This is a genomic window from Plesiocystis pacifica SIR-1, assembly GCF_000170895.1.
In the GTDB taxonomy this organism is placed as follows: domain Bacteria; phylum Myxococcota_A; class Polyangia; order Nannocystales; family Nannocystaceae; genus Plesiocystis; species Plesiocystis pacifica.
Genome location: NZ_ABCS01000010.1, coordinates 71,002 through 88,492 on the forward strand (window position 1 = coordinate 71,002; position 17,491 = coordinate 88,492).

The 17,491-nt window shown below is 69.8% G+C and carries 11 protein-coding genes; 5 read left to right on the plus strand and 6 right to left on the minus strand.

The features are described 5' to 3' along the window. Positions 1 to 11: 11 nt before the first annotated feature. A complete protein-coding gene (locus PPSIR1_RS07220) occupies positions 12 to 599 on the minus strand; it encodes a hypothetical protein (RefSeq protein ID WP_157595278.1) in 588 nt (195 codons plus the stop codon). Continuing rightward, on the minus strand, positions 596 to 1,219 hold the full coding sequence (locus tag PPSIR1_RS07225) for a hypothetical protein (RefSeq protein WP_006970355.1): 624 nt from the start codon (positions 1,217 to 1,219) through the stop codon (positions 596 to 598). The genes PPSIR1_RS07220 and PPSIR1_RS07225 overlap by 4 nt, the downstream gene beginning before the upstream one ends. Positions 1,220 to 1,386: 167 nt before the next feature. Between PPSIR1_RS07225 and PPSIR1_RS07230 the strand changes: the two genes are divergently transcribed. After that, complete coding sequence (locus tag PPSIR1_RS07230) at positions 1,387 to 3,546, plus strand: hypothetical protein (protein WP_006970356.1); 2,160 nt, start codon at positions 1,387 to 1,389, stop codon at positions 3,544 to 3,546. A 53-nt stretch (positions 3,547 to 3,599) separates the two neighbouring features. Here the strand turns inward: PPSIR1_RS07230 and PPSIR1_RS07235 are convergent, their stop codons facing one another. From PPSIR1_RS07235 to PPSIR1_RS07245, 3 genes are read right to left on the minus strand one after another with little or no spacing between them, the layout of a single operon-like run. Continuing rightward, positions 3,600 to 4,217: a carboxymuconolactone decarboxylase family protein gene (locus tag PPSIR1_RS07235; protein ID WP_006970357.1), complete on the minus strand. Its 618-nt coding sequence runs from the start codon at positions 4,215 to 4,217 to the stop codon at positions 3,600 to 3,602. Positions 4,218 to 4,220: 3 nt separating this feature from the next. After that, positions 4,221 to 5,420: a TolB family protein gene (locus PPSIR1_RS07240; protein ID WP_006970358.1), complete on the minus strand. Its 1,200-nt coding sequence runs from the start codon at positions 5,418 to 5,420 to the stop codon at positions 4,221 to 4,223. A 53-nt stretch (positions 5,421 to 5,473) separates the two neighbouring features. Continuing rightward, positions 5,474 to 6,808 carry an FAD-dependent oxidoreductase gene (locus tag PPSIR1_RS07245; protein WP_338047278.1) on the minus strand — a complete coding sequence of 445 codons (1,335 nt, stop codon included), beginning with the start codon at positions 6,806 to 6,808 and terminating at the stop codon, positions 5,474 to 5,476. 101 nt (positions 6,809 to 6,909) lie between these two features. Between PPSIR1_RS07245 and PPSIR1_RS07250 the strand changes: the two genes are divergently transcribed. From PPSIR1_RS07250 to PPSIR1_RS07270, 4 genes are all read left to right on the plus strand, one after another. Beyond that, entirely contained in the window at positions 6,910 to 12,219 is a 5,310-nt protein-coding gene (locus PPSIR1_RS07250; protein ID WP_006970360.1) for a trifunctional serine/threonine-protein kinase/ATP-binding protein/sensor histidine kinase, read from the plus strand. 127 nt (positions 12,220 to 12,346) lie between these two features. After that, positions 12,347 to 13,111 (plus strand): hypothetical protein, encoded by a 765-nt coding sequence (locus PPSIR1_RS07255; protein ID WP_157595279.1) that lies wholly within the window; start codon positions 12,347 to 12,349, stop codon positions 13,109 to 13,111. Between the two features lie 33 nt (positions 13,112 to 13,144). After that, complete coding sequence (locus PPSIR1_RS07260) at positions 13,145 to 13,591, plus strand: hypothetical protein (RefSeq protein ID WP_006970362.1); 447 nt, start codon at positions 13,145 to 13,147, stop codon at positions 13,589 to 13,591. 30 nt (positions 13,592 to 13,621) lie between these two features. After that, positions 13,622 to 15,121: a hypothetical protein gene (locus PPSIR1_RS07270; RefSeq protein WP_157595280.1), complete on the plus strand. Its 1,500-nt coding sequence runs from the start codon at positions 13,622 to 13,624 to the stop codon at positions 15,119 to 15,121. Between the two features lie 7 nt (positions 15,122 to 15,128). Here PPSIR1_RS07270 and PPSIR1_RS07275 read toward each other — a convergent pair whose 3' ends face one another. Further along, a complete protein-coding gene (locus tag PPSIR1_RS07275; protein ID WP_006970364.1) occupies positions 15,129 to 17,165 on the minus strand; it encodes a protein kinase domain-containing protein in 2,037 nt (678 codons plus the stop codon). Positions 17,166 to 17,491: the final 326 nt, after the last annotated feature.

The following is a 17,491-nucleotide window of genomic DNA, read 5'->3' on the forward strand; positions in this document are numbered from 1 at the left end:
CTCAACTCGATTCAACTCAATCCAGGCCAGTTGCAGGCTTCGAACGCGGCGTAGCTGCGCGACGCGAGGGCGCAGTCGAGGGCGGCGTAGTCGAAGCCCTGCCCGAGGCACTCGAGCAGCAGGCGGTCGTGCTCGATGGTCGCCCGGTCGGCGAGGGCGCCCTCGTCGGCGGCGGCCTCGGTCTGCTCCCCGAGGCGCTGGAAGTAGAGCACGGCGACGCGGTCGGCCATGCGCTGGCAGGGGATCGTGCGCGGGTCTTCGGCGCAGCTCGCGAGGTCCTCGGCCGAGCTCGACAGCAGCGTGCAGTAGCTGTCGGCCAGGTAGGGCGCGGGGCTGTCGGCGCGCCGCTGGGTCGCGTTGGCGACGCAGGTCGAGCGCGTGGCGTCGCGCTCGCTGGCGGGGAGCCCCGGGCTCGCGGCGGTCAGCAGGCTGACGAGGTGCTCGCAGACCAGCTCGGGGGGCGGCGACTCGGGCTCGGCGTCAGCGTTGGCGGTGGCGCTCGGCTCGGGCTGGTCGGGCGCCTCGGCGGGGTCGGACGCGCGGCAAGCCAGCGTCCCCCCGACCGCAGCGACGACGAATGCGAGGGTCGAGGGCCTCAACACTCCTCCATCTCGGCCATGTTCCTCGCCGCCAGCGCGCACTCGACGGAGGCCGGGTCGAGGTCCGCGATCATGCACTGGTCGATGACCTCCTGCATGCCCGCCGCCGCGCCCTCGCGCAGGATCTCCTCGGGGTAGTCGGCGAACTCGGGCTCTTGCTTGGCCTCGATCAGGAAGAACTCGTAGAATTTGCGCCCGAGGGCCTCGCAGTCTGCCTGCTTGTCTCGGCCCGCGCTCACCGCCCCGCCGCCGCCCTTGGGCTGGGGCGCGCCCTCCTCGGCGCCGGTGCAGGTCAGCACCTGCGCGAGGGTCATGGACTCCATCACGCACTTCGAGCTCAGCGCGTAGGACTCGGGGGCGTAGGTCTGCTCGTTGGTGGCGTCGGCGATGCACTCTCCGCGGAAGCGATCGAGGTCTGCCTCGGGCAGGGCCGCGCCCTCGGCCGAGAGCTCCGACTGCATCATGACCAGCATGCGATCGCAGACCTGCGCCGGGGTCACGGAGCTGCGCTCGGGCGCGGGGGCCTCGGCCGGCGTCGGGGATTTGGAGCAGGCCGTGCTCGCCAGGGCGGCCGCAGCCAGGCCCGCGAGGGCGAGACGAGAGAGGGGTCGGGAAGTCACCCTCTCGATGCTAGCAGCCCCAGGACGCCGCTGCGCACACTCTGCGGACAGCGATGGGGTGGAGCGCCGATATGCTCGGTTCCGTGGCTCAGTTTTGGATGAAAGGTGGGGCGAGGGCTACTCGGCGTCCCAAGTCATGGCCTCGCGCGGGCGTTCAGCTCGGAGCCTTGCTGGGGCTCGGGCTGGTCCTGGGCCTGTGCGCGGCCCCGCCCAGCCCGGCGGAGGCCGAGCCCCCGAGCTGCCCGCCCGAGGCAGAGTGCAGCTCGAAGAAGCCCAACGTCATGCTCATCGTGGACTACTCGACGTCCATGAACGAGGTCTGGGATGCAGACAATCAGCTGACTCGGTGGGAGGTCACGGTCGCCGCCATGCAGGAGGCCACGGCGCCAGGGAGCTTCCTGAGCCAGCACACCCACCTGGCGCTGATGCGCTTCGCCCATGACCCCGCACCAGGGGCCTCGGGAACGATGATCGCCGTGGACGTCGATCAGACCATCGTCGACGGTCAGGCCATCGACGTCGAGTGGGACGACGCCGACGCCACCTACCTGCCCTGCAACGGCCAGGCGATCGGCGACGCCCTCGCTGCGATCTCCCCACCCGCAGGTGGAGCCGTGTTTGGCCACGGAACCTGGACCAAGGGCGCGCTCGAGCGGGCGGGCGCCGAGATTGCGGCGACCAAGGCCGACCACCCCGAGGACCTGGCCGACCCCGCCCGCGCTTACATCAACATTCTGGTCACCGACGGGGCGTGGACGGGCACCGACGGCACGACCGTGATGTCGCCCGCGAACCAAGACCCGGCGATCACGGCCAGCGAGCTGTTCGACAACCACGACGTCCCCACCTTCGTCATCGCTCTGGCTGGGAACCCCGACGCAGAGCTGGCCGCCGACGAGACGGCCGCCGCGGGCGGAACCACCGCGGCCACCGACGCCGACACGCCCGCGCTCTTCGACAAGGCCCTGAGCATGGTCGCCGACGACCTCACCGACGCCGTGCTCGGCCCCGCCTGCATCGGCGGCCAACCGCGGGTGATGGTCTTGCTCGACGCCTCGTCGTCGATGCTCAACGTCGACGGCGGCCAGACTTGGGGGCCGCAAGGGCAGACCCCCTGGGACCAGGCGCGCGCGGCCCTCACGGGGGTCGGAGGCCCCTTCGACCTCGACCTGGGGGTGGGCGCGCTCGAGGATCTGTCGCTGTTTGGGCTGGCAGTGTTCGGCGACGACGAGCCCGGCGAGGAGAAGATCATGGCTCAGTACGGGCCCTGCCTTCGGGACAATTTCGAGTGGGCCCTCGACCCCGAGAGCTCCTGCGCGGAGCCGACCTGCAGCGACCCCTGGGGCGGACCGCCCATCGGCTGGAGCTTCCAAGACGGCAGCCAGACCGAGCCCCCAGGCTTCGTCCACGCGACCCTCAGCCACATGCCCCGCTGCGAGGGCTCCGGCGCTTGCTCGGGCTCGGGCTCGGCCACCCACCTCGGCCTCGAGCTCATCGCCGCGAACCGGAGCCAGTACCACCTCGACGGCCAGGCGCCGGACGCCGAGTTCCCGACCCATGCGCAGACCCCCTACGTGAACATCTTGATCACCGACGGGGCCTACGCCGCCTACTCGACCGACGCGCAGGTTCAGGCCGCACTCGAGGCGATGTTCAACGAGGGCGTGACCACCCACGTGGTCGGCTTTGGCGAGGGCGCTGATACTCCGCAGGCCCTCATCGAGCTGTCCGCCATGGCGGCGTGGGGCTCGGGCGGGGAGGGCGCTCCCTACCACGTTGATACACAGCAGGAGCTGCAGAGCGCGCTGGCACAGATCGCGGCGTCGATCGCGTTCAACCCTTGCTGCGTACTCAACGACTGCTCCGAGGAGCCCGAGCCGTCGGGGGGCGACGAGTGGTTCGAGGAGGGCTGCGAGTGGCCATGGGAGGGCGATCTGGACAGCGACTGGGACACGGAGGAGAGCGGCTCTCCGGAGGAGGAGGCTGCGTCCGACGAGTCCTCGACGGAGGAGGAGTCTTCGTCCGACGAGGAGTCTTCGTCTGGCGAGGAGTCCTCCACGGACGAGGAGTCTTCGTCTGAGGGGTCGTCTTCGTCTGGCGAGGAGTCCTCCTCCGACGAGGCCGCAGACGAGGTGGGCACCGACAGCGAGGGCGAGACGGGGGCGGGAGGCCTCGCGGACGCTGGGGTCGATGCCGAGGCGAGCTGCGCTTGCGCCAGCTCGGGTCACGGCGGAGCCCGACCGCGAGGGGGAGGCTTCGCGCTGCTCGCTGTGTTCGCCTTTGTCCGTCGACGTCGTGGCGCGACCCCTTCCCGGCCAAGCCCTTGACCGGGGCGGCCGCGCTGGGGGCTGGCAGCGAGGCGCTGGAGCCCGCCGCCGGGCTAGCGGTGCTCGAGGGAGTCGCCGCCGTCGGGCGGGTGCAGACCCAGGACCTCACCGAGGGTGTCCACGCCCAGGCCGAGCACCGTACGGTTGGCGTAGGCGAAGTAGGCCACGACCTGGTTGAGCTCGAGGATCGTCGCGTCGTCGAGGCCCTGCTCGCGCAGCGGCCGGAGGTCGCCCTCGACCATGGCCTGGGGGGAGCGGGTCAGCTTGTCGGCGTAGCCGAGCATGGCCCGAGCGCGCGCGCTCAGGCCGGGGTGGGGCGCGCCCTCGAGGGCGGCGTCGAGGAGGGCGGCGGCTTCCTCGGGGCCCGACAGGCGGCGCGCGAGGGCGGCCCGGTGGTGCTCGACGCAGTAGCGGCAGCCGTTGAGCGCGGACACGTAGGCGCCGACGAGCTCGGTCTCGACCTTGCTCAGGCTCGTGGGCGCGCTGTGCAGGGCGGCCTTGTAGAGCGCGAGGTGGCCCTCGAGGGTCCGCGGGCGCAGGGAGTGCACGCGCAGGATGTTGTCGATCTGGCCCTGGTCGTCGTCGGCCTCGCTCGATCCTGCGATGGCGCGGTAGAGCTTGGCCAGGCGCCCCGTGGCCTCGGCGCGGGTTAGCGTGCGGATCCAGGCCACCGCTCAGTCCTTCCACCCGGCGATGAACACGTTGGTCTCGCCGTCCTTGTCGTGGTGGCGGTTGCTGGCGAACACCAGCTGCTCGCCGTCGCGGGTGAACATCGGGAAGCCGTCGAACTCCTTGGTGAAGGTCACGCGCTCGGGCTCGGCCCACTGCCCCTCGGGCTGGGGGGCGGTGTCGATGATGAACAGGTCGAAGTTGCGCTTCATCGGGTCGGCGAGGTTGCTCGAGAAGATCACGCGCTCGCCGTCGGGGTGCCAAAAGGGCCCAAAGTTGGCGGCGCCGTTGTTGGTGATGACCCGCTGCTCGCTGCCGTCGGCGTTCATGACCATGAGCTCGAGGGCCGTGGGCCGGACCAGGCCCTCCTCGCGCAGCTCGGTGTACTTGGCCTGCTCGTCCGCGGTGGTCGGCCGGTTGGCGCGCCAGATGATCTTCTTGCCGTCGAAGCTGAAGAAGGCCCCGCCGTCGTAGCCGGGGGCGTTGGTCAGCCGGCGCAGGTTCTGGCCGTCGATGTCCATGACGTAGAGCTCGGGGTCGCCGTCGCGGGTCGAGGTGAACACGATCGTGTCGCCGGCGGGCGAGACCGTGGCCTCGGCGTCGTAGCCCGGGGAGGCCGCGAGCACCTTGGGGTCGCTGCCGTCGGCGTTGGCCACGTAGATGTCGAACTCGTCGTAGAGCTTCCACACGTAGCCCTTGCTGCGGTCCGGGGGCGGCAGGCAGTCGTCGGCGGCGGCGTGGGTCGAGGCGTAGACGATGCGCTCGTCCTTGGGCAGGAAGTAGGCGCAGGTCGTCCGCCCCTTGCCGGTGCTGACCATGGTCGTCCCCCGGCCCTCGAGGTCCATGGTGAAGATCTGATCGCAGCCCATGTCGCCGCGGGTGCTCTGGAAGATCAGCCGGTCCTCGGCGAAGGACAGGTAGGCCTCGGCGTTCTCGCCTCCGAAGGTCAGCTGGCGGAGGCTGGTGAAGTGGGTCTCCTCGGGCAGGGGCTCGCGCTCGACGGGGCCCTCGGCCTTCGCGGGCGCGTCGGCTTGGGCCGGCGCCTTGGCGCCGTCCGTGTCCTTGGCGGCGGTCTGCTCGGGCGCCTTGGCCGAAGGGGCCGCGCCCTGGTCCTCGGCCTGGGGCGCGGCGCCCCCCGAGCAAGCCGAGAGCAGCAGTGTCAGGGCAGCGAGGCCAGTCAGGGCGGAGGTTCGAGGCTCGACCATGGACGCGACGCTACTCCATTGCGCGGGCGCGGGCGAGGCCCGCATGGTCGGCCCTACGCGAAGTGCGTCTTGAACTGGGCGTAGGCCTGAGCGGCCTGAGTGTCATCCGCGAAGGGGTAGCTCGCCCCGAGCGCCTCGGCGACGGCCAGGCCCGAGCACAGCGCGTGCTCGTGCACGGGCAAGCCCACCGCATGGCCGCCGCAGTACCAGACCCCGCCCTGGCCCTGGATCGGCGAGAGCCTCGCCTCGAAGGTGTGGTGGTCGATGATGCGGTGTCGCCAGCGGTGCTCGGAGACGACCTTGTCCGGATCGAGCTCGGTGGCCTCCGTGATGACGGTGACGAACACCGAGGGGTCCCCCGGTCGAGGCTGCCAGTAGGTCATCTCGCCGCTGAGGTCGGCCTGCGGGTCCGCGCTCGAGACCCGGAAGTTCCCGTAGCGCCACAGCTCGCGCCGCGCGGGCATGACCCGCTCGTCTCGGTGGACGACCAGGGTGGACGGCTCGAAGCGGATCGAGCCGAGCAGGGCGCGCTCTGGTTCGCTGGGCGCGGCGAGCAGCGAGAGCGCCGTCGCGGCGTCGACGGCCAGCACGGCCCGGTCAAAGCGCGCTCGGCCGCCGCCGGCGTCCTCGACCCAGACCCCGTCCGCGGCGCGCTCGATCCGGATCACGGGCGTGGCCAGGCGAAGGCGCGCCTGCCCCTCGAGGCGCGCGGCGAGTCGTTGGATGTAGGCCCGCGCGCCCCCAGACACGGCTCGGTACTCGGTCGCGCCCGAAAACGAGATCGCGCCTTGCAAGACCCCCGCGGCCACGGCGAAGGCGGGCAGCTCGAACAGGGCCGCGCGAGACACCCACCAAAACGAGAGGATGGGGCCGAGGCACCAGCGGCGAAAGTCCGCCGAGTAGCCGCGCTGATCAAAGAACGCGCGCAGGCTGACCTGGGGGGGCAGGTGGACCATCATGGGGGCGTCGGCGATGAAGCGCGCGATGTCGCCGTCGAGGGCGGCGCTGACTCGATCGCCGCCCCCGTCGTTGGTCCACACCCGGCCCTCGAAGCTCGACGAGAGCGAGAAGGCCACCGCCTCGGTCTGGACCTCGAGCAGGTCCAAGAGGGCGCGCACGTTGGGGTTGTGGGTCGCGTGGTAGAGCTGAAAGCCGACGTCCACGGGCACGGCCTCGGAGTGTGCATTTGCGGGCACATCGACCGTGCACACGTGACCGCCCAGCTCCGCGTTGGCCTCGTAGACCGCGACCTCGCCGATGGATGACAATCGCCACGCTGCCGCCATCCCGGCGACACCCGAGCCGACCACTGCGGTCTTCCGATTCGCGACGCTCAACGTGAACCCCTGGCCACCTCCCCTTCTAACGCGAACGCCGCGGGGGCGCACCTGCGCGATCTCGCCCAAGCTCGTCCGGCCCGAGAGCCTGATACCCGCTGAAATCGATCTCCAGCGTCACCGTGGTAGGGTTTCCACGTCGGAGCACCTGGATGCAATTTCGCGGCTACGAGATCCTCAGTCTGCTGTACGACGGCCCTGGCTCCCACGTCCACCGCGCGCGCCGAGAGTCTGACGACGCGGCGGTGATCCTCAAAGTATTGCGTCCGGCACTGCCCTCACCCGAGCGTTTGGCAGCATTCAAGCGCGAATATGAGACGCTCAATAGCCTCAGTGGTTCGGGTGTCATCAAAGCCTACGGCCTGGAGAGCGATCGGCGCAGCTGGGTCCTGGTCCAGGAAGACGTCGGCGGGCGCTCCCTCGACCAGTTCATCGGCGAGGCCGAGCTGAGCCTGACGACCCGCGTCGAGCTGGCGATCGCGATCGTCGAGGCCCTCGACCAGGTCCACGCCCGCCACGTCATCCACAAGGACATCAACCCCTCCAACATCATCTGGAACCCCGCCACCCGCGAGCTCAAGATCATCGACTTCGGGATCTCGACCACGCTGACCCGCGAGCACCCGACCGTTCGTCACCCCAACCAGCTCGTCGGCACCCTCGCGTACATCGCCCCGGAGCAGACCGGGCGCATGAACCGGGAGATCGACTACCGGACGGACTTCTACACCCTCGGCGTCACGCTCTACCAGCTGTTCTCGGGCGAGCTGCCCTTCGCGGCCAGCGACCCCATGGAGCTGGTCCACTGCCACATCGCCCAGCTGCCCAAGCCCCTGAGCGAGGTCGACGCGGCGATCCCCTCGATGCTCTCGGGGGTGGTCGCCAAGCTGATGGCGAAGATGGCCGAGGAGCGCTACCAGAGCAGCTACGGCATCAAGCGCGACCTCCAGGCATGCCTGGCGCTGCTGCGCGGCGAGGCCACCGAGAGCGAGCTGACGCTCAGCCGAGACGACGTCTCGGAGGTGTTCCAGCTGCCGCAGAAGCTCTACGGCCGCGACGAGGAGATCGCGACCTTGCTCGGTCTGTTCGAGCGCATCGACGATCGCCCCCAGCTCGCGCTGATCGAGGGCTACTCGGGCATCGGCAAGAGCCGCCTGGTCAACGAGCTGCAGATCAGCATCACCGGGCGCCGCGGGGCCTTCGCGGCGGGCAAGTTCGACCAGCTCCAGCGCGGCACGCCCTACGTGGCGATCGCGGCCGCGTTCCGGGGCCTGGTCCATCAGCTGCTCGGCGAGCGGGGGGAGAGCCTCGACGAGTGGAAGCGCGCGCTGGTCGAGGCCCTCGACGGCGACGGCCAGGTGATCATCGATCTGGTCCCCGAGGTCGAGCTGATCATCGGCCCCCAGCCGGCGGTCGCCGAGCTCAACCCCTCCGAGACCCAGGGGCGGCTCAACAAGGCCTTCCAGGCCTTCGTCGGCGTGTTCGCCCAGCCGGAGCACCCGCTGGTGCTCTTCCTCGACGACCTGCAGTGGGCGGGGCCCGAGAGCCTCAACCTCATCGAGCTGCTGTTCGCCCACGAGAGCGCCGCGCACCTGCTGTTGATCGGAGCCTACCGCGACAACGAGGTCGACGAGGCCCACCCGCTGATGCTCAGCATCACCAAGCTCGAGGGGCAGGGGGCCGCGATCGAGGCGATCAAGGTCGGTCCGCTGGGCGAGGCCGAGGTCCGCGAGCTCGTCGCCGACGCCCTCCACGCCAGCGCCGAGCAGGTCGCCCCCCTGGCCGAGCTCGTCTACGCCAAGACCGAGGGCAACCCCTTTTTCGTCACCCAGCTCCTGAGCGAGGTCCACGACGAGGGCCTGGTCGTGTTCGACCGCGAGGCGGGGCGCTGGACCTGGACCCTCGCGGACATCGAGGCCACGGCGGTGACCACCAACGTGGTCGAGCTGATGATCGCCAAGCTGCGGCGCCAGCCCGAGGGCACCCAGGGGATCCTGCGCGCGGCGAGCTGCCTGGGCAACCGCTTCGCCCTCGAGACCCTCGCCGTGATCGCGGACCTGAGCCCCGACGAGGCCTACGCCGAGCTGCTGCCGGCGGTGCGCGAGGGCCTGGTGCTGCCGGCGTCCGAGCCCGAGCTGGCGCTGGCGGTCGAGCCTGGGGCGCCCCTGGCCGCCCGCGAGTACCGCTTCCTCCACGACCGGGTCCAGCAGGCCGCGTACATGCTGATGGACGTCGAGACGCGCAAGCGCGTCCACCTCCGCGCGGGGCGGCTGCTGCTGCGCAATACCAGCGAGGACCAGCGCCGCGAGGCCGTGTTCGACATCGTCGACCAGCTCAACCACGGGCGCGAGCTGGTCGAGGCCCAAGAGCGTGTCGAGGTCGCGCGGCTCAACAGCTGGGCCGGGCAGCGGGCCAAGAGCGCCGCGGCTTACCCCGCGATGCGCGAGTACCTGGCCTGCGCCCACGAGCTCCTCGGCGCGGGCTCGGGCGAGCGCGAGTACGAGCTGACCTTCGAGGTCTACCGCGACCTGTCCGAGGCCGAGTCCCTGCTGGGCAACCCCGAGCGCGCCGACGCCCTCGCCCGGGAGCTGCTCGAGCTCGCCGCCACGCCGCGAGAGCGGGCGAGCGTCTACATGATGATCATCAACCAGCGGACGATGGTCGCCGCCTACAAAGAGGCGCTGACGGCCTGCCGCGAGGGCCTCGCCGAGCTCGACATCACCATGCCCATCGAGGCCCTCGACGCGGCCCTCGACGTCGAGTCGGCGGCGATCAACGAGCGCCTCGGGGAGCGCAGCATCCCCTCGCTCTACGACCTCCACGAGGTCGAGGACCCCGGCGCCCGCCAGGCGATGCGCCTGCTGGTCAACGCCATCCCGGCGGCCTTTTATGTCGACCACGCGGCGCACGGGTGGATCGTCTACAAGATGGTCAACCTGACCCTCGAGTTCGGGCTGTCGCCGGAGGCCTCCGACCTGTTCGCCTTCTACGGCCACCGCCTGGTCTGGCCGCGCTACCGGCAGTTCGAGGCGGCGCTGCAGTGGGCGACCCTGGCCGTGCGCCTGAGCGAGCGCTTCTCGAGCCCGGGGGACAAGTGCCGCTCGTGCTTCATCCTCGCCGACTGGGTCATGGTCTGGCGCCGGCCGATCCGCGAGACCCACCACTACATGGACGAGGGCTACAAGGCGGGCCTGGCCGCGGGCGAGGTGCTCTTCAACGGCTACATCCTGTTCTACAAGGTCTTTTACCCCTTCTACGAGGGGACCCCGCTCGCTCGCGTGCTGGCCGACGTGCCGGCCTTTTTGCAGTACAACGAGCGGTCCAAGAACCAGCTGGGCATCGACTTTTTCCTGGGCTTTCGGCGCGCCGTCGGCATGCTGACGGAGACCGAGGCGGAGCCGACGGACGAGGACGACTTCGTCGGTCAGATGCGCGAGAACCAGAGCTTCATGGCGCTGTGCTACTACCACATCGTCCGGGCTCAGGCGCACCTGATCCTCGGCGAGCCGGCGAAGGGCCTGGCCGAGGCGGACCTGGCCGAGGCGCTCATCCCCAACATCGCGGGCAACCTCGCCAACGCCGAGCACAACCTCTACTCCTCGCTGTGCATCGCCGCGCTCATGCGCGAGGCCGAGGGCGAGCGCCGGGCCGAGCTGAGCGAGCGCCTCGCCGGCTACGAGGCGATGATGCGCGACTGGGCCGCGAACTCGCCCGAGAACTTCGTGCACATGGAGCTGCTCGTCTCGGCCGAGCGGGCCCGCGCGGAGGGCCGGGAGCTCGAGGCCTTCGAGCGCTACGACCGGGCCATCGAAGACGCGACCGAGAACGGCTTCGTGCACGCCGCGGCCCTGGGCAACGAGCTCGCCGGGCGAGCCTGGCTGGCCCGCGGGCGGACGCGCGTGGGCATGAGCTACATGGTCGACGCCCTCTACGGCTACAGCGACTGGGGCGCGGAGAAGAAGGTCGAGCAGCTGCGGGCCGAGTTCCCCGAGTTTGGGGCCCTGGACGACGAGCGCGGGCACCCGCGCGCGCTCATCACCAGCACCTCGAGCAGCCAGAGCAAGGGCGTCCTCGACCTCAGCAGCGTGTTCAAGGCCTCGCGCGCCATCTCCGGTGAGATCGTCCTCGACCAGCTGATGGCGACCCTCGTCGAGACGGTCATCGAGAACGCCGGGGCGCGCCGGGGCGTGCTGATGCTCGACCGCGATGGCGACCTGTGGGTCAACGTCGACGCGGGCGTGCGCGACGACGGCAGCCAGGAGTCGGTCATGAGCACCGAGGCCCCGCTGCGCCTGCGCGGCCACGGCAAGCTCCCCGAGCAGGTCATCCACTACGCGCGCCGCACCCTCGAGCCGGTCATCATCCACGACGCGTCCACCGATCCGCGCTTTGCGAGCGATCCTTACATCGTCGGCAACGAGTGCAAGTCCATCCTGGCCATGCCCGTGCTCGGTCAGGGCAAGCTGCTGGGCGTCTTCTACCTCGAGAACGACCTGACCACCGGGGCCTTCACGCCCTCGCACATCGAGGTCCTCGAGCTGCTCGCCTCGCAGGCCGGCATCTCCCTCGAGAACGCCCAGCTGTTCCGCGAGATGGAGCAGCGCGTGGCGGCGCGGACCCTCGAGCTGCGCCAAAAGAACGCCGACCTCGAGCAGGTCCTGCTCGAGCTGCGGACCGCCCAGGCCCAGCTGATCCACGCCGAGAAGATGGCCTCGCTCGGGCGCCTGTCCACGGGCATCGCCCACGAGATCAAGAACCCGCTCAACTTCATCGTGAATTTCGCCGAGGTCAGCGTCGAGATCATCGACGAGCTGCGCGAGGACGGCGACTCGGCCGAGGGCGCCCAGCTGTCCGAGGCCCTGACCGAGCTGCGCGAGTACAACCAGCACATCCTCCACCACAGCAAGCGCGCCGACGGGATCGTCGGCGGGCTGACGGAGCACGCGGTCAGCCCCACGGACGAGCGCCGCGCCGTCGACTTCAACAAGCTGGTCGATCAGTACGTCACGCTGACCCACAAGGACATCCAGACGGTCTCGCGCACGACCATCGAGCTGGCGCGGGAGTATGACGCCGCGGTCGGCGAGGTCGCCCTGCACCCGCAGCAGATGGCCCGCGTCCTCGTCAACCTGCTGAACAACGCCTTCGACGCGATCTTGGAGCGGGCCAAGGCCGAGCCCGAGGGCACCTTCTCACCCCGGGTGACGGTCTCGACCCAGCTCGGCAGCGGGGTCGCCGAGGTCCACATCGCGGACAACGGCCCCGGCGTGTCCGAGGAGATCAGCGGCCGCATCTTCGAGCCCTTCTTCACGACCAAGCCTCCGGGCATGGGGACGGGGCTGGGCCTCGCGATTTGCCACGACGTCGTCGTCGTCGGGCACGCGGGATCCGTCGAGGTTCAGCGCGACGCCGCCCTCGGCGGGGCCAAATTCATCATTCGTCTACCGATTGATCATCGGTGACACGACCCACGTACAAATAGTACTCGAGGGACATGTGGAAAGGCAGAGCATGCATATGGGAGTGCGCAATGATGTCTCCCTTCTGGGGGAGATGGAGTGGTCCGTGGTGGACGGCGGGCGAGTCGTCGTGGCGAAGGGGTCGGACGCGTGGCTGCAGCCGCTGACCCCAGGCACTCCCTTCGCCCAGCCCATGCCCGGGGTCGGGGCGCCCGCCGTGACGGGCACGCTCCTCGACGCGGTGACCCGCGTCGGCTGGGCGGCGGTCCCCGACGGCCCGCGCCAGCGCTTCACGCTCGCGCGCTGGCTCGTGCGCTTGTGCGCGCTGTATCAGACCACCCACGCCACGCCGATCTACATGGCCGTCGCCGCGGAGCGCTTTCGGGCCGCGGGGCGTGAGCACCTCGCGCAGTGGGCACAGACCAAGATCCGAGAAGAGAGCGGCCACGACCGCCTGGCGCTGCGCGACCTCGAGTCCCTGGGCTACGCGGGCCAGGCCATGGTCGAGGCGGTCGTGCCTTCGGCCGCCGCGGGCCTGGTCGACTACTTCGCGCGGGCGGCCCAGAGCGAGGACCCCATCGCCTGCGTGGGCTATGCCTACGGCCTCGAGCGCCTCGCGCTGTGCATCGACGAGGCCTTCATCGCCCGCGTCGACGCCTGCTTGCCCGCCGGGGTCGACGGGACCCGCTGCCTCCGCGTGCACAGCAGCACGGGGAGCGACGCCAAGCACGTCGCGGAGCTCGTCGAGTTCGTCGCCTCGCTGACCGGCCCGGAGCGCTCGAGCGTCGCCAGGGCCTGCTACGAGACGGCCGTCCTGTGCCGCCAACCAGACCAATTCGAGGCGCTCTCAGACGAGGCGATCCTCGAGCAATTGCACGCGTTCAAACACAACTGACGCACCCAACGCACCACCAAGGAAACAACGACCATGTCCAATCCCGAGCCCCTGACGACCCTCCCCGAAGCCGTCGCCTACACCAACAACAGCACCGCGTGGACCATCATCTATACCCTGGCGTGGAGCCAGGACACGCTCTACGACTACCTGTTCCGCGCGGAGGCTCAGCGGGTCGGAAACCCGCCCGCGACGCCCGCGGTGCCCACGGCGTGCAACGACGCCCTCACGGTCGTCATCGGGATCCTGAACGGGAGCATCGCCGAGGGTGACGTGCCCAGCGAGCTGACGCAGTTCAACAAGGACTACAACGGGAAGTACGCCGGGCTCGAGGGCCCGAACATCCCGACCGTGGCCGCCACGGGCAAGCCCGTCGAGATGCGCTTCATCTTCGACAACAACAACCTCTCGTCGCTCCTGCTCCCGCCCTTCGGGCGCATCCCCAAGGGGGCCCTCCAGATGGTCCCCTACGCGCTCTGATTCCAAGTCCACCCCTACGAGGGCCAGCTCATGCACATCTCGATTCAGTCCATACCGTCGATGGCCGGCCTGGCCCTCATTTCGACACTCTCCACGGCTTGCGACAAGTCGGCTTCCGACGCGAGCTCCGGTGAATCACCAGGGGCCGAGGCGGCCAAGAAGGAGGCCGGGAACACGGCTGACGCATCCGGCGACCAAGAAGCGGGAGCGGGAGCCGAGGGAGTCAAGGCAGACACCGAAGAGACCGCCGCCGCCGAGAAGCCGGACTGCAGCGGGTACAGCTTCAGCCCGCTCCCGAACGCGGACAACACCGCGCCGAGCCCCTCCGGGACCTTGCCGGCGCAGCTCACCGCCTTCGCGTGGGACATGTTCATCGGCTTGAACACCGCCGGCGACTTCAACTGGCAGACCTCGTTCATGGCCATCGACGACGTGATGACGGGGGCCAAGCCGGACTGGAAGCCGACGGCGCCGCCGCGCCTTGGCTACGCGCAGGCCGACAACGGCACCTCCGACGGCAGCGGCGGCTACTGGCTCGCGGACGAGCGGGGAGAGCTCGTCTGGTACGAGATGCGCCTCAACCGGTTCGAGTTCGACTACATCGTGAAGCACGGGCTGTACAGCGGCGAGGGTCAGGAGACCTTCGCCGAGAGCACGGGGATCGCCACGCCCCACGGCTCGACGGAGGTCAAGGCCGCCTGGCTACCGATCGCCGAGGCGGACGCGGGCAAGTACGTCACGACGCGCGGGACGATCAAGGGCGCGAAGGGGGTGCCTCGTGAGGACGTCCTGCTCGGCTTGGTTGGCTTCCACATCCTGCTCAAGAGCACCAACGGCGGCGAGCGCTGGCTGTGGATGACCTTCGAGCACTCGGAGCTCACCGCGAGCTTTGCCAACGAGCCCCACGAGGTCGAGCGGGCCGCCAAGTGTCAGGGGAAGGAGGGCGAGGACCCGGTCAAATTCACGGCCAAGCCCAACGAGGCCTCACCCTATACCCTGCAGGACTACTTCTCGAACGGCGACTGCGCGCCCTATGCCACGGTGGTCCAGCGCATCAACGCCATCGCGCCGGACGTCGCCAAGACGAACGCGTGCGCCAAGGCTCACCTCGCAGGAGAGCAGCAAGAGGCGCTCGCGCATTACGACCTCATGGGGGTGCAGTGGTTCGATCCCCGGGCCACCTGTGGGACGCCGCAGCCGCCCTTGAAGACCGTGTGCACGCAGATGAGCACGCCGGGCTGCTTCTACCAGGGCACTGAGGACTTCAACTACACCTACAACTGCACGGCGCCGAACACCGACGCTCCGCTGTCCAAGACAGGGTTCTTGAACTCGGACTCCGGGCAGGGGAAGCCGCTGACGAACGTCATGCTCGAGACCTACGTGCAAACCATCGACTGCGCCAGCTGCCACGCCGACGCCTCGATCGGCGTGCGCGACAGCAAGCTCGCTTCGAACTACAGCTTCGTCTTCGATCACGTCGGCTTCTCGCTCGACTCGAACATCGAGCCGAAGTTGCGCCCCTTTTAGCGGCTCGCTAGCTCGCGTCGAGGACATCCCTGGCGTTGCCAGGGGTGTCGGCGGCACCGACCTCTGGGGGCGGCGAGATGCCGGTGTCGGCGGTCGGGTCGAGGGGGGCGTCGCGCCGCTGCGGCAGCGGCCTGGGATCGCCGATCGGGTCTCGGGTCTCCGTCGCCTCGCACCACGTCAGGTAGCGGACACCGGCGGCGGTGCTCTTGGTGCTCGCCGAGGTCGCTTCGACCTGCCAGGGTCCCTCGTCGAAGATCTCGCCCAGGCGACCCTCGGCGGCGATCTGCCAGTGCTCGGCCGAGCGCGCGAGGGCCTTGGCCTGGTCGACGACCTCGCCGAAGGTGAGGTAGGACAGGCGCCCGCAGACTTGAGAACCGACGCAGCCGCGCATGAAGGGGCCGGTGGCCACGCCCACGCACACGCCCTTGGCGTAGGGCGACTCCGGGCCGGCGGTGCTCGCCAAGCGGCGGCTCTGGCTGAACAGCGCCCGGCAGGCCTCGAGGGAGCGGTAGGTGTGCCCGTCGCCGGTGAACACGGCCAGGAGGTCGCTGCCGATCAGGCTGACGTCGCCCCCGCGAGCTTCGAGCTCGGGGATGACGACCTCGAAGATCGCGTTGAGGCGGCGGACGAGCTGGCCGGGCGGGGCGGGGGCGTCGTCGCCGTCGTCGAGCAGGGCGCGCCCGGCCTCGATGAACACCACCGTGCCCTCGGACTGGTCGTTGGCGAGGCCCAGGGCGGGGCCCGAGCCGAGCAGACGGTCGAGGACCGCCGGGGGGGTGAACTTGCGCAGCAGCTGGTTCTCCTCCCCCGAGCCGGCCATGTCGCGCAGCTCGAACACGTGCTGCACGGTCTTGTCGAGGGTGGCGGCGAGGTCCTTGAAGTCGATGGGCTTGATGACGAAGTCGAAGGCCCCCCGGTTCATGGCCCGGCGGATGTTCGGCATCTGGCCAAAGGCCGAGACGATCACGGTCTTGGCGAAGGGCGAGACCTCGGGGATGCGCTCGAGCAGCGCGAGGCCGTCCATGACCGGCATGTGGATGTCGGCCAGGACCACGTCGACGTCGGGGTTGGCCCGCAGGCGCTCGAGGGCGACCTCGCCGTTGTCCGCGAACAGGAACTCGTAGTCCCCCTTGGCGAGCTGTCTGCGGAACCGCGCCTTCATCATCACCTTGACGTCGGGCTCGTCGTCGACGATCAGCACCTTGGCGCGGCGGGTCGCCCGAGACGCGAGGGCGAAGGCGGCGATGAGCTCGGCCGCGGTCGGGAAGCGCTGCGCGCTGTCCTTGGTCAGGGCGCGCTCGAAGAAGGCGTCGAGGCCCGCCGGGAGGGAGGGGTCGTGCTCGCTGACCGGCGGGAAGGCGTCGGTGCAGATGCTGACCACGAGGTCCCCGAAGGAGCTCTCGGAGAAGGGGAGCTCGCCGGTGAGGGCCTTGTAGGCGATGACCGCGAGGGACCACAGGTCGCCGACGTGGTGGGGCTTGATCCCGCGGACCTGCTCCGGGCTCATGTAGGCCGGGGTCCCGACGATGCGCCCGGGCTCGGGGAGCTCTGGGCCCTCGAGCCCGGACCAGGCCACGCCGAAGTCGAGGATCTTGACGGTCTCTCCGGCGTCGCCGCGGGCGAGGAAGATGTTGGCGGGCTTGAGGTCCCGGTGCACGATGTCCACCGCCGCCGCCGCCGCGAGCCCGCTCCCGACCTGGCGCAGGATCTCGAGCATGACCATCGGCGAGAGCCGCTTTTCACGCATCAGTCGCGAACGCAAATCCTCACCCGCGAGCAGCTCCATCACCATGTATGGACAATCGTTGTCGATACCGTAGTCGTGGACGGCGACGATGTGCGGGTGGTGGAGCTGGGCGAGGGCCGTCGCCTCCCGGGAGAAGCGGCGGCGAAAGTCCTCGTGATGCGCGTGCCGGGCGGCCATGAGCTTGAGGGCCACGGGCCGCTGGAGAGCGCGATCGCGGGCTTTCCAGACCGTGCCCATCCCGCCCCGACCGACTTCGCGCTCGAGCTCGTAGCGGTCGGCGATCAGGTGGCCGCGCATGCGATGACTATATCGCAAGCAGGCTGGGGCCAGCGCCCGACTTCGAGTTTGTCGATACCGATGCGAATCTGCGTCCCACGCTCCATGAAGAGCGGCTTCAAATTGGCGACGCTTCGAGGTGAGCGCGCTCGGACTCCGCGACCGTCGCACGGGAGCGGCCGGCGACGGGGCAGGCGGGAGGGTCACCACCGTGCAGTCGAACACGCGCGCGTGGAGAGCACTTTCGCCCTCGCGTGCGGAGCGACGATCGACACCGTCGCTTTGTCCGCGCTCTACCTGAAGGCGCGGCGTGACCCCGTCGAGCGCGGCGAGCTCGTCTCCATCCC